Here is a 12,494-nt window from a genome sequence, read left to right on the forward strand (position 1 = left end):
CCCGGCGAGACGTTGCGTGCCCTGTGGACGAACTCCGGCCGGTTCCGCGGATCCGTCCTAGGTTTCGCCGGGCCGGTTCATCCGCAGGGGAGGGGTTCGCGTGGACGAGTTGTCGCCGCTGTCGGCGGCCGCGGCCGCCGCCGCGGGCGCGACCGCGCGGGCCGCCGCCACCGGGATCGCCGAGGTCGGCACGCGCGTCGAGGCCGCGGTGCAGTCGCTGGGCGGCTGGTACGGGGCGGCGCAGGCCGGGTTCGCCGAGCGCGTCGTGGAACTGCAGACGCACCTGGACACGCTGGCGCACACCGCGACGGCCGGGGCCACCCTGATCGAGGAGTACGCGCTCGCGCTGGGCACGTTCACGGCGCGGCTCGCGTCGGTGGACGCGGAGATCGCCGTCGTGCAGGCGCGGGTGGACGCCGGCGTGGGCGACCTCGCCTCCTTCCAGCAGGACTGGGCGCAGCTGGAGCGGTGGCAGGCCAGCCGGGCGGTGGTGCTGGAGGAGTTCGACGAGACGTGCGCGACGTTCGCGACCCGCCTGCACTCGGTGGTCGAACAGGTCCCGGACCGCCCGCGCCGCCTCGGGGAGCACGTCGACGACGCGGCGCGGGTCGTCGCGGACAGCACCTCCGGCGCGGCCTTCACGGCGCTCGGCTGGGCCTGGGACGCGCCGGGGTGGACGGCGACGTGGCAGCAGGTGCCGGGTGCGGCGTGGGAGGCGGCGACGCACCCGGTCGACACGCTCGCCGACGCGGTGGCCTGGGACGACTGGGCCGACGGCCGGTACGGCGCGGCCGCCGCGACGCTGGGGACGGCGGCCGTCGGACGGGGCCTCGCCGGCAGGACCCCGCTCGGGAAGACGCTGCCGGAAGGTCACCGGCTGCGCGAGTACCTGGGCCAGGACGGGAACCCGCTGCCGCAGAGCGTGGACGAGCTGTTCGCGGGGGTGGACCTGGGGCACAGCGAGGTCTTCGCGTCGGCGCACACGCTGGCGCGGCACGTGGAGGTGGATGATGAGTTCCTGTGGCGGAGGCTGGAGACGGGGCAGGTGGAGGGCGGCGTCTCCGGCAAGCCACCGGTCCACGCCTCCCGCTGGGCCGACCAGGAGACCGCCGAGGAGGCCATCACCCGGGCCTTGCGCGACCACGAGGCCGACGTCACCCGGGCCATCGACTCCGGCGAGAAGCGGTACGTGCTGCGCGCACCCTCGACCGACGACGTCGGCGTGATCTGGACGCTCGGCGGTGACGGCAGACCGCTGGAGGTTCCCGCGACCGAGATCGTCGTCGTACTGAGGAAGGCAGGAGACGGATCGTGGTACATCGAGACGGCCTACCCCGACGCATGAGCGGGAGCTACCCGCTCGGCGCCCCGTTCGTGGGGCTCACCGGTTTCGACCTGTGCCACCGGCAACCGCTCGAACTGGCGATGGCCTCACCCGCTTTCGACGCCGAGGAGCAGCTGGACCGGTGGCGGTCGATCATCGACGTGGGCCGGCGGGAAGGGGACTTCGCGCGCACCGTGCAGCGGATCGGTGGGGTTCCGTTCGCGTCGCCGCCCGAGGGCAACTCCTGGGAGCGGTGGGCCGGGTGGGTCGCCGAGCGACTGGCTGAACTCGTCGACGATCCGACGTCGATCGCCGCGGTACCGCAGTACCCGGAGCACTGGCAGCTGCGCGACGGCAAGCTCGACGACACGGTCGGACCGGCGCTGCGGAGGCGGTTGTCCGAGATCGCCGTACCCGCCGGGCGGTCCCGTCGTGACTACCTGGTCGTCGACGTCGGGGAACCGGTCGGGGTGGTGCTCACCCGCGACGAGGGTGGCCGGTCGGTGGGCGAACAGGTCACGCAGCGGGTCGGGGTGGTCGTCGAGCGCACCGACCGTCCCCGAGTGATCGGTGTCCACGCGGCCCCTGCCGTCGACGACCCACGGGCCGACGGATGGCGCGCCGAGTGGCCGCGACTGTCCTCGGCGTTCGGCGGCTGGTTCAGTCTGGGCGCCTTCGGGAACCGGACGCCGGCCACGATGCAGTACTCGATGCTCGAACGGGAACCCGATGACCTGCTGGAAGAGCTGGCGGCCGAAGGGCGGGAACTCCTCGACCTGACGGACGAGGACCTGCGCGCTGCGGTGGTCGCCCTCGGCTGCTACGTCGAACCGTCCTGGCTCCGGTTGTGGCTGGAGTGGATGTTCTGGCGCATCGGGTACTTCGACTGGAAGTGACGTGCCGACGTGGGAGGAACCCGGGCCGGCGCCGCCCCCGTCGTCTGCTGCGGTCGCGGCGATCATGCGGCGCACCGGCCGGCGTGACACCGCACCCGAGCTCGCGCTGCGCCGGGAACTGCACCGGCGGGGGATGCGGTTCCTCGTCGACGTGTCACCGCCGGGTACCGACCGGCGGCGCCGCGCCGACGTGGTTCTCCGCGGTTCCCGCATCGCGGTGTTCGTCGACGGCTGCTTCTGGCACTCCTGCCCGGAGCACCTGCACCTGCCGAAGGCGAACGCGGCGTGGTGGGCGGTGAAGCTGGCGAGCATCACCGCCAGGGACCGGGACACGGACGCGCACCTGCTCGCCCACGACTGGCTGCCGCTGCGCGTGTGGGAGCACGAACCGGTGACGGACGCGGCCGATCGCATCCTCGCTCAGGACCGGAGCAGGAGGTCGGGGGCAGACGTCAGCTGACGAGGGCGAAGGGTGGTCCTTCGTCGTCGTCGTTCCAGCCGTCGTCGGCGGAGCGGACCCCCAGGCGGCCGCCGTGCAGTTCGCGGTGGTGCTGGCGCAGCCAGGGTGGGGCCGAGCAGCCGGGGGGGAGTTTCCCACAGCCTGTTGATCGGGCTGTGGGGGAGTTCGCGTCGCGATCGAACCAGTTCTCGCCGAGGTCGGGCACCCGGAGCCGCGGCGGGTCACGGCCCCCTCTCCTCCGGGCACTGTTCCACAGCGTCAGCTTCACGCCGACGTGCGAGGCGGTGAAACCCAGGCGCTCGTGGAACCGGTGCGCCTCGACGCGGCGTGCGTCGGTGGTCAGCTGGACCGTGCTGCAGCCTCGACGGCGGGCCTCCTCGATCGTCCAGCCGGTGGACTGCGAGCCGAGTCCAGCGCCGCGGTGGTGTGCGGCGATCCGGACGGCCTCGACCTGGGCGCGACGCGCACCGCGCCGCGACAACCCCGGCAGGACGCCGAACTGCGAGGTTCCGACCACCGTGCCGTCGGCTTCGACCAGCAGGGCGACGGGTCCGGCGGGCGACTGGGAGGTCTCGAGGGTGCTGGTCGCCGCGCCAGTGGACCGCGGTTCCCGGGGTGCGCACGGAACCCTGTCGACGTCAGATCGACGCGGCGAGGATGCGCACGGCGGTGTCGACCTGCTGTTCGGGCAGGGCGGCGATGCACAGCCGCAGGTGGGCGGCGTCCTCCTCGGCGACGACGTAGTGCCGGCCCGGCCCGACCGCCAGTCCGCCCTCCAGCGCCCGCCGGGTGACCTCGAGGTCGTCGACGCCGCGGGGCAGGCGCAACCACAGCGAGAACCCACCGCGGGGGCGGGTCCAGCTGCATCCGGGCAGGTCGCGGGCCAGGGCGGTGCACAACGCGTTCATCCGGGCACCGAGTGCCGCGGACAGGGCGCGCAGGTGCGCGTTCCACCCCGCTCCGGTGACCAGTTCGACGGCCGCCTCCTGCAGCGGCCGCGCCACGATGAGGTGGTCGACGACCTTCAGCCCGGCGATGCGCCGGGCCACGGGGCCCCGCGCGACGACGCACCCGACCCGCAGGCTGGGGCCGGCGACCTTGCTCAGGGAGTTCACGGTGATGACCCGGCCGTCGGTGTCGTCGCGCAGCAGCGACGGCGGTGGGGTGGTGCCGTGGCCGAGCCAGCGGGCGAAGTCGTCCTCGACGACGAACGCGCCGGCGCGGGCGGCGGTCTGGAGCACCGCCGCGCGACGGTCGGCGGCCAGCACCGAGCCGTCGGGGTTGGCGTAGGTGGGCTGCAGGTACAGCAGGCGGGAGCCGGACTGCTCGAAGGCCCGCTCGAGGAGTTCGGGGCGGACGCCGTCGGTGTCGGCCGGCACGGGCACGGGCACGAGGCCCGCGCTGCGCAGCAGGGAGATCGCGCCGGGGTAGCTGGGCACGGCGACGAGCACGGGGCTGCCGGCGGGGACGATCGAGCGCAGCACGGTGGACAGTGCGCCCTGACCGCCGGGGGTGATGAGCACGTCGTCGCGGTCGGCGCCGAGCTGCTGGGCGAACCACGTGCGCAGTTCGGGCACGCCCGCCAGCGGCGGGACCGACCAGGCCTCGGGGCGCCGGGCTGCGCGGGCCATCGCCGAGGCCAGCCGGGAGGAGGGCTGCAGGGGCAGGTCGAGGTAGCCGCGGGCCATGTCCAGGACGTCGTGCGAGGGCACCGCGAGAGCGGACAGCACCCCCTCGGTCCGCACCGGGCTGGCTCCCAGCGCCACCCGCTGCCAGTCGGTGTCGAGGGTGGGGGTCCGCGCGGCGCGGGCCACGAACGTCCCCGCGCCGGGGCGGGTGACGACGGTTCCGTCGGCGACGAGGGTGTCGATGGCCCGCTGGACGGTGACGGGTCCCACTCCCAGGTCCGCGACGAGGCGGCGGCTGCTGGGCAGCTTGGCGCCCGCCGGCAGCGTGGCGGCGAGCTCGCGCAGGCTGGTGGTGACGCGCTGCACACTGCTACCGTTGTCCATGAGAACAGACAATAGCGCTATCCGTCGCAGCTCCGGTAGCACCCGGAGGTCGTCGTGAGCCTCCTCGTCGTGCTCGGCGTGCTCGTCGCTCTTGCGCTCACCGCTCCCTTCCTCGGCGAGGACACCCGGTGGCCGGGGGCGGGGAAGCAGGCTGATCGGCCGCAGCGGGGAAAGCGCTACCGCCACTCGTGGAACGCCGCCATCGCCGAGGAGGTGCGCCGGCAGGACTTCGGGCGCACGACGTGACGGCCGGTCGGAGGCGGCACGTAGCCTGGCCGGGTGCAGGACCACCATGACGACGGACGCGGTGACCACGCGGACCGCAGTGGCGCGGGGCGCGGACGCGACGCCCTGGCCGGTCGTGTCACCGTCCTGACCGCCCTGGCCCTGGTGGTCGTCCTGGTCTGCGGCGCGCTCGGCGTCTGGCAGTGGCAGCGCGGTCACGTCGTCGTCACCGAACCCCCTGCGCAGCAACCTGTCACGGCCGTCAGCGAGGTGGTCGACGCCGGCGCGGACGGTGACCGGGCGGTGCTGTCGGCGGGGGAGGTCGGTCGTCGCGTCGTGGTCAGCGGCGCCTTCGACCCCGCGGTGGACCTGCTCGTGCCGGGGCGCCCGCTCGACGGAGTCGTGGGGGCCTGGGCGCTGGGGATCGTGGTGCTCGAGGACGGCTCGGGTGTCCCGGTCGTCCGCGGCTGGGTGCCCGAGGGGGAGCCGGCGCCCGCGCTGCCCGCCGGGCAGGTCGACCTGGAAGGTGTCGTCCAGCCGCCGGAGGGGTCGGACGTCGCTCCCTCGAGCGCGGCGCTGCCCGCGGACCAGACCTGGATCGTCAGTGCCGCCGACCTGGTCAACCGGGTCGACTACCCGGTCGCCAACGCGTACGTGACCGCCACCGCGCCCCAGGACGGACTGGCTGCGGTCGCGCCGGCCGACCCCGGCCAGGCGACCCGGCGCCTGGACTGGGGCAACCTCGCCTACGCGGGCCAGTGGTGGGTCTTCGCCCTGTTCGCCGTGGTCATCTGGGTGAGGGCCGTGCGCGACGAGCGTGCGGTCGCGCGAGAAGATGGCGCCGAACAGCAGGAGGACGGCTCCACGAGCGGTGGGGCGGGCGGTCCCGCGAACGGTCCTGGAGGACGAGACATGAGTGGTGCCCGGTGAGCGCGAACGGAACGGCCGGGCTGCGTGACCCGCGCAAGGTGCGGTCGGCGTTGCTGCGGTACCAGGTGTTCGCGTGGGCCACGGGGTTCTGCCTCGTCGTGCTGACCTACTCGCTGCTGCGCTACCCGGTGGAGTGGTTCTCCGGCGCGGAGCTGCCGGGCGCGCACGCCGTCAGCGGGGTGCTCGGCCCGATCCACGGAACGCTGTACATCGTCCTGCTCATCACGACCTTCGACCTCGGCTCGCGGGTCCGCTGGCCGTGGTCGCGGATGGTCCTCACCGCCCTGGCCGGGACGATCCCCTTCCTGTCGTTCTACGCCGAGCGCAAGAACGCCGCCGCGGTCCGCGCCCAGCTCGCCGCGGCCCAGCCCGCGTGAGGTCGCTGCAACGGGTCGCGGTGCACGCGGCTGCGGTCGCCCCCGAGGGTGTCCTGGTGGTCGACGGCGTGCTGCCGTGGACGGTCCTGGCGCACGGCGAGACGCCGGAGGCCGCCGTGCGACGCCTCCTGGGGGCCGAGGCGACGGTCGGCGAGCTGCTCGCCGTCCTCGACGGGCACCGCGAGGCCGACGGTGTCGACCTGCACACGGTCCACCTCGTCCTGGCCGTGCGGCCGGCGGTGGAACCGGCTGCGGCCCAACGCGTCCGGGTCGGCGACGACTGGCCGCTGGCCGCGGACGACCTGGTCGTCGTGGAGCAGGGGGAACTGCTGCGGCTGGCGCCGCCGTCGACGCCGGACGCGCCCGTCCTGCGGCAGCGGCTCGCGTGCTACGCCGTGGTGGTGGCCGACGGGTCGATCCTGCTGACGCGCCTGAGCTCGAACACGCCCAGTCCCGGCCGGTGGACGCTGCCCGGCGGCGGGGTGGACCACGGTGAGCACCCGCTGACGGCGGTGGTGCGCGAGGTCCACGAGGAGACCGGCATGGACGTCGACGTCGACCGGCTCGCCGAGATCGGCGCGGAGCACTTCACGGGACGCTCCCCGCGCGGTGTGCTGGAGGACTTCCACGCGGTCCGGGTCCTGGTCACGGCCACGCCGCGCGCGGTGCGCGAACCGGAGGTGCTCGACGTCGGCGGCAGCACGGACCTGGCCCGGTGGGTGCCGTTCGGGGAGGCGCAGTCGATCGGTCTCGTGGGTGTTGCGCAGCGTGGTCTCGACATCGCATTGCGTCACCAATCGCGGAGCTGAGCCGCGGAACCGTGCAGCACGGCACCTGATGTTCACCTGGCACGTCGCCCAGGGGTTCCCTGGACGTCACTGTGACTGGCAGGATCCGGCTCGCAAACCCCCTTCCGTGGAAGCGAGCCCATGCGCCCGAGTCGTCCTCTCGTCCGGTTCCTCTGTTCGGGTGCCGCGGTCGCGGCCCTGACGGTGCCGATGTCCCTCCCGGCCTCCGCCGCCACCACGCCGGCGCCGGCCCCCGGGACCGTTCCCGAGCTCCTGCCGGCTCCCGGCGAGGGCGTCACGCAGATCCAGATCGGGGCGTTCAACGACTTCCACGGTCGCCTCGAGGCACCCGACGAGACCGACGACGGTGAGCCGATCGGTGGCGCGGCCCAGCTCGCCGGCGCGCTGGACGCGATGCGCGCGCAGAACGAGAACACCGTCGTCGTCTCCGTCGGCGACAACGTCGGCGCCTCGACGTTCACCTCGTTCATCCAGCAGGACGCCCCGACGCTGGCGGCCCTGAACGAGATGGGTGTCGCGGTCTCGGCCGTCGGGAACCACGAGTTCGACCAGGGCTACGCCGACCTGACCGACCGCATCGGCGTCCAGGGGCCCGACAACGCCGGCGACGAACTGGCGGACTTCCCCTACCTGGGCGCGAACGTCCTGAACGCCGACGGGTCCAACGCCCTGCCCACCTACGCGACCACCGAGGTCGGCGGGGTGAGCGTCGGTTTCATCGGCGTCGTCACGCAGCAGACGGCCAGCCTGGTCGCGCCGGACGGCATCGCCGGCCTGCAGTTCACCGACCCGGTCGCCGCCGCCAACGGGGTGGCCGCGCAGCTGTCCGACGGGAACCCCGGCAACGGCGAGGCCGACGTCATCGTGCTGCTCGCCCACGAGGGCTCCTCCGGCACCGACTGCGCCACCGTCGGCACCGAGGGCGCGTTCGGGCAGATCGTGCAGGGCTCGAGCCCGCAGATCGACGCCATCCTGTCCGGGCACACGCACATGCTCTACAGCTGTGAGTTCCCGGTCGCGGGCAAGGCCGTCGCCCGTCCGGTGCTGTCCGCCGAGAGCTACGGCGTCGCCGTGGACAACCTCGTGCTGAACGTCGACGACGCGACCGGCGAGGTCGTCGCGGCCGGCCACCAGGTCGTCCCCGTGCAGGGTTTCACCCCCGACCCCGAGGTCCAGGCGATCGTCGACGCGGCCGTGGCCTACGCCGAGGAGCAGGGCCGGACGCCGGTGGGTTCCATCACCGCCGACATCACCCGCGCGTTCTCCGGCGCCGAGGACGACCGCGGCACGCAGTCGCCGCTGGGCAACCTCATCGCCGACGCGCAGCTGCAGCAGACCCGGGGCGCGGGCGCGCAGATCGCGTTCGAGAACCCCGGCGGCATCCGGGACGACCTCGAGTTCGCCGCTTCCGGCGACGAGGGCGACGGGGTCGTGACCTACGCCGAGGCCGCCGCCGTGCAGCCGTTCGCGAACTCCGTCCTGACGATGACGCTGACCGGTGCGCAGGTCCGCCAGGTGCTCGAGGAGCAGTGGCAGCCGGCGGGTTCGTCGCGCCCGTTCCTGGCGATGGGGGTCTCCGAGGGGTTCTTCTTCACCTACGACCCCGACGCCCCCGCGGGACAGCACGTCACGTCGGTGACCCTGGACGGTGTCGAGCTCGACCCGGCCGCGCAGTACCGCGTCACCGTGAACAGCTTCCTGGCCTCCGGCGGGGACAACTTCGCCACCCTGGCCCAGGGCACGGACCGGACTGAACTCGGCAAGACCGACCTCGAGGCCTTCACCGCCTACCTCGGTCTGCCCGAGAACCAGAACCTCGCGCCGGACACCGAACCGCGTTCTGCCGTGGCCGTCGCCGCGCCGGCTCCCGTGCCGACCGGGACGACCCCCGCGCCGGCTCCGGCCGTCCCGACCGCCCCGGCCACGACGGCCCCCGTCGTCACCGTGCCGACGGCCCGGCCGACGGCGAGCGCGAGCCCGTCGAGCACCCGGGCCGCCGTGGCACCGGCGAACGACGACGACCGCCTGGCCAACACCGGCGCCGAGGTCGCGCCGTGGATCGCCGGGGGTGCCGCGCTCGTCCTGGCCGGCGGCCTGCTGATCACCGCCGCGTCGCGTCGCCGCACCGCCTGACGGCGTGACCTGGAGGAGGTGGCTGGCCGCCCCGAGCGTCGCCTCTCGGCGAGTGGCCGCTCGCAGCGGCAGAGGGTGAGGCCCGGGGACACGTACCGGGGCGACCAGCCACCTGCACCATCGGCTCCTGCCGTGCACCCCTGAAGCCCCCGCCCGGTCCGGGCGGGGGCTTCAGTCGTTCGGCCGCTGCGCGCTCTCCAGAGCGGCTCCCTCCACGTCGAGCGTCGGCAGCCAGCGCAGCCACCGCGGCAGCCACCACGCGGCCCGGCCCAGCAGCGACAGCGCGGCCGGGACCGCGACCATCCGGACCACCACCGCGTCGGCGAGGATCCCGATGGCCAGCGCGAACGCGATCGGCTGGATGGTCGAGTCGCCCTCGGGCACGAAACCGGCGAACACCGAGAACATGATCGCCGCGGCGGCCACGACGACCGGGGCCGCCTGCCGGAAACCCGTGCGGACGGCCGTGGTCGGGTCGGCGCCGTGCGCGTGCGCCTCGTGCATCCGCGAGACGAGGAACACCTGGTAGTCCATCGCCAGGCCGAACAGGATCCCGACGACGATGATCGGCGCGAGGCTGAGCAGCGGCCCGGTGCTCTCGGCGTGCACGAGCTCCTTCAGCCAGCCCCACTGGAACACCGCCGTCGTCGCGCCCAGGGACGCCCCGATCGTCAGCAGGAAACCCAGGACCCCGACGACGGGCACGAGGATCGAGCGGAACACCAGCACCAGCAGGACGAAGGCGAGCCCGACGACGAGCACCAGGTACACCGGCAGCGCCTCGGCCAGGGTGGCCGAGACGTCGACGCTGACGGCGGTCTGGCCGGTCACGTAGGCAGGCGTGCCCGAGTCGTCGGCGGCGATCGTGTCGCGCATCCGGTGCACCAGGTCGGTCGTCGCCTCGTCGTCCGGGGCGGTCGTGGGGATCACCGTGACGAGGGCGGCGGTGCCGTCGGCGTTCGGCGCCGGCGGGGTGGCCAGGGCGACGCCCTCCAGCGCGCCGAGTCCGGTGGTCAGCTGCTGACCGCGCTCGGCGGCGCCGTCGCCGTCCACCAGCACCAGCAGGGGGCCGGTCACCCCGGGCCCGAAGCGGTCGGACAGGATCGCCTGCGCCTCCTCCTGGGTGCTGCCGTCGGGCCACGCCGTCGACAGGGTCGTCTGCATCGACGCGACGGGGATCGAGATCACGCCCAGCGCCACGACCGCGGCGCCCAGGCTCAGCCAGCGGCGGGTCGTCACACCGCGCGACCAGGACGCGAACAGGCCGCGCGGTTCGCCGCGGGTGCCGGTGCCGGTGCCGGTGCCGGTGCCGGGAACGGCCACGTGCCGCCCGCCCGCGTGCGCCAGCGCCCGCCGGGTGCGCCGGGGCAGGGCCCTGGTGCCGACGAACCCGAGCGCCGCGGGCACCAGCGTGAGCGCGACCAGCACCGCGACGACGATCGTGGCTGCGGCGGCCAGGCCCATCTCGGTCAGGAACGGGATGCCCGCGACCGACAGCCCGGCGAGCGCGATGACCACCGTGGTGCCGGCGGTCAGGACCGCCGAACCCGCCGTCCCGACGGCCGTCGGGACGGCCTCCTCGACCGGGTGGCCGTCGAGGAGCTCGTGCCGGAACCGGGTGATGATGAACAGCGCGTAGTCGATGCCGACGGCCAGGCCGAGCATGACCGCGAGGACGGGGGTCGTGGACTGCAGGTCCGTGAAACCGGTCAGCGTCGTGATCCCCAGGGCGCCGATCCCGACACCCACGACGGCCGTCAGCAGGTTCATCCCGGCCGCGACCAGCGAGCCGTAGGTGATCGCCAGCACGACCAGCGCCACGACGACGCCGATCGCCTCGGCCGGCCCGCCGATGTCGGACACGCCCTGCGTGGCGCTGCCGGTGACCTCCACCGTCAGCCCGGCGCCGTTCGCGTCCTCGACCACGTCGAACAGCGCCTCGCGCTGCGCGTCGGTGATCTCCGGGGCCTGCACGGCGTAGGAGACGGTGCTGTACGCGGCGCGCAGGTCGGGGGAGACCGTCGGGCTCACCGGGTCCAGCGGGTTGCTCGCCCCCACCGCACCCGGCAGCGCGCCCAGCCGCTGGACCGCGGCCGCGACGGCGGCGGCGTCGTCCGGGGAGGTGATCTGCCGGCCGTCGGGAACCTCGAAGACCACCTGGGCCGAGGCGCCGTCGGCCGCGTCGCCGAACTCCTCGCCGATGAGGCGCAGCGCGGTGGTGGACTCCTGGCCGGGGATCTCGAAGGTGTTCACGGTCTGCCCGGCCAGGGTGGCGGCGCCGACGCCGGCCAGGGCGAGCACCAGGATCCACAGGGCGAGGACGAGGCCGCGCAGCCGCAGGGCCCCGCGACCGAGGCGGTGCAGGAAGGTGGCCATCTCAGTTCTCCTCGGTGCGCGGGACGGGCTGGTGGGTGGAGCGGGTGGTCCGGTGGGTGGGATGGCCGAGCGCGTCGAGGGCGGTGGCGACCAGGTCGGCGCGCAACGTGCCGGTGGGGACGTCGCCGAACGCGAGCGAGGCCACCGCCAGCCCGGCGACGGCGCTGGTGATGCGGACGGCGCGGGTGACCGCCTCGGGGGGCAGCGGTTCGCCGGGCACGAGGGCTTCGCCGAAGGCGCGGAACAGCACCTCGCCGAGCACGTCGAGCCGGTCGGTGCTCAGGGCGCCCTGGCCGATCGAGGTGACCGTGAAGGAGACCAGACCGGGGCGGGTCTCGGCCAGCGTCACGAGTTCGTCCAGGACGACGCGGTCGCGGTCGCGGCCCACGGGCAGGCCCGCGACCTGCGCCGCGACCCGCTCGAAGCGGTCGACGGTGTGGGCGACCGTCGCCTCCTGCAGCGCCTCCTTGGTCGGGAACCGGTGCAGCAGACCGGTCTTGGAGTAGCCGACGGCGTCGGCGATGCGCTGGAGCGAGGTCTGCCCGATGCCGTGGCGGGCGAACAGGGCGGCCGCCGTCTCGAGGATCTCCTCGTCGATCTGCTCCTTGGTCAACCGGGGCACTGGACCACTGTAGTCCGGAACGGACCGATCCGGTCCGGTGAGCGCCGGCCGCACCGACCGCACCGACCGCACAGCTCGCGTGTGCCGTGGGTGTCGGAGCGCGGGCCTACCCTGGAGGCACGATGAGCACTCTCTTCGACGACCTTCCGCTGGGCTCCTCCGACGGTTCCTCCCGAGGCTCCGGCGAGGAGTCCCCGGGCGCACCCTCGGGGGAGCGGACCGGGGGCGCCGCCGCGGGCCCCCCGCGGGCCGGGGGGCTCCCCGGCCGCCAGCGGGGCTGGCTGCAAACCCACCTGAGGCTCCCGGTCGTGGGCACCCGCGCCCCTCAGC

The 12,494-nt window shown here is 74.2% G+C and carries 11 protein-coding genes and 2 pseudogenes; 9 read left to right on the plus strand and 4 right to left on the minus strand.

The window, feature by feature from the left end; genetic code table 11:
• Window positions 1-100: 100 nt before the first annotated feature.
• From ACRYR2_RS23480 to ACRYR2_RS23490, 3 genes are read left to right on the plus strand one after another with little or no spacing between them, the layout of a single operon-like run.
• Window positions 101-1,345 (plus strand): RNase A-like domain-containing protein, encoded by a 1,245-nt coding sequence (locus ACRYR2_RS23480; protein WP_432565318.1) that lies wholly within the window; start codon window positions 101-103, stop codon window positions 1,343-1,345.
• Complete coding sequence (locus tag ACRYR2_RS23485; protein ID WP_432565319.1) at window positions 1,342-2,220, plus strand: hypothetical protein; 879 nt, start codon at window positions 1,342-1,344, stop codon at window positions 2,218-2,220. The genes ACRYR2_RS23480 and ACRYR2_RS23485 overlap by 4 nt, the downstream gene beginning before the upstream one ends.
• 1 nt (window position 2,221) lies before the next feature.
• Window positions 2,222-2,680, plus strand: coding sequence for a very short patch repair endonuclease (locus ACRYR2_RS23490; protein WP_432565320.1), 459 nt, complete (start codon window positions 2,222-2,224; stop codon window positions 2,678-2,680).
• Between the two features lie 253 nt (window positions 2,681-2,933).
• On the opposite strand, the pseudogene ACRYR2_RS23495 reads toward ACRYR2_RS23490, so the two are convergent.
• Both ACRYR2_RS23495 and ACRYR2_RS23500 read right to left on the minus strand, forming a co-directional pair.
• Window positions 2,934-3,227: pseudogene (locus ACRYR2_RS23495) on the minus strand (GNAT family N-acetyltransferase); the annotation flags it as partial.
• A gap of 91 nt (window positions 3,228-3,318) precedes the next feature.
• Window positions 3,319-4,692: an aminotransferase-like domain-containing protein gene (locus ACRYR2_RS23500; RefSeq protein ID WP_432565321.1), complete on the minus strand. Its 1,374-nt coding sequence runs from the start codon at window positions 4,690-4,692 to the stop codon at window positions 3,319-3,321.
• A gap of 54 nt (window positions 4,693-4,746) precedes the next feature.
• Between ACRYR2_RS23500 and ACRYR2_RS23505 the strand changes: the two genes are divergently transcribed.
• From ACRYR2_RS23505 to ACRYR2_RS23525, 5 genes are all read left to right on the plus strand, one after another.
• Complete coding sequence (locus ACRYR2_RS23505) at window positions 4,747-4,938, plus strand: hypothetical protein (protein ID WP_432565322.1); 192 nt, start codon at window positions 4,747-4,749, stop codon at window positions 4,936-4,938.
• A gap of 33 nt (window positions 4,939-4,971) precedes the next feature.
• Window positions 4,972-5,847: an SURF1 family protein gene (locus ACRYR2_RS23510; RefSeq protein ID WP_432565323.1), complete on the plus strand. Its 876-nt coding sequence runs from the start codon at window positions 4,972-4,974 to the stop codon at window positions 5,845-5,847.
• Complete coding sequence (locus ACRYR2_RS23515) at window positions 5,844-6,224, plus strand: DUF3817 domain-containing protein (protein WP_432565324.1); 381 nt, start codon at window positions 5,844-5,846, stop codon at window positions 6,222-6,224. Before ACRYR2_RS23510 ends, ACRYR2_RS23515 begins: the two co-directional genes overlap by 4 nt.
• Window positions 6,221-7,033, plus strand: coding sequence for an NUDIX hydrolase (locus tag ACRYR2_RS23520; RefSeq protein ID WP_432565325.1), 813 nt, complete (start codon window positions 6,221-6,223; stop codon window positions 7,031-7,033). Before ACRYR2_RS23515 ends, ACRYR2_RS23520 begins: the two co-directional genes overlap by 4 nt.
• Before the next feature lie 189 nt (window positions 7,034-7,222).
• A complete protein-coding gene (locus ACRYR2_RS23525) occupies window positions 7,223-9,166 on the plus strand; it encodes a bifunctional metallophosphatase/5'-nucleotidase (protein WP_432565326.1) in 1,944 nt (647 codons plus the stop codon).
• A 171-nt stretch (window positions 9,167-9,337) separates the two neighbouring features.
• On the opposite strand, the gene ACRYR2_RS23530 is transcribed toward ACRYR2_RS23525, so the two are convergent.
• Both ACRYR2_RS23530 and ACRYR2_RS23535 read right to left on the minus strand, forming a co-directional pair.
• Window positions 9,338-11,542: an MMPL family transporter gene (locus tag ACRYR2_RS23530; protein ID WP_432565327.1), complete on the minus strand. Its 2,205-nt coding sequence runs from the start codon at window positions 11,540-11,542 to the stop codon at window positions 9,338-9,340.
• Between the two features lies 1 nt (window position 11,543).
• Window positions 11,544-12,164: a TetR/AcrR family transcriptional regulator gene (locus ACRYR2_RS23535; RefSeq protein ID WP_432565328.1), complete on the minus strand. Its 621-nt coding sequence runs from the start codon at window positions 12,162-12,164 to the stop codon at window positions 11,544-11,546.
• 122 nt (window positions 12,165-12,286) lie between these two features.
• Here ACRYR2_RS23535 and ACRYR2_RS23540 point away from each other — a divergent pair.
• Window positions 12,287-12,494, plus strand: a pseudogene (locus ACRYR2_RS23540) (hypothetical protein); the annotation flags it as partial.

Source organism: Kineococcus deserti (assembly GCF_050871945.1).
In the GTDB taxonomy this organism is placed as follows: domain Bacteria; phylum Actinomycetota; class Actinomycetes; order Actinomycetales; family Kineococcaceae; genus Kineococcus.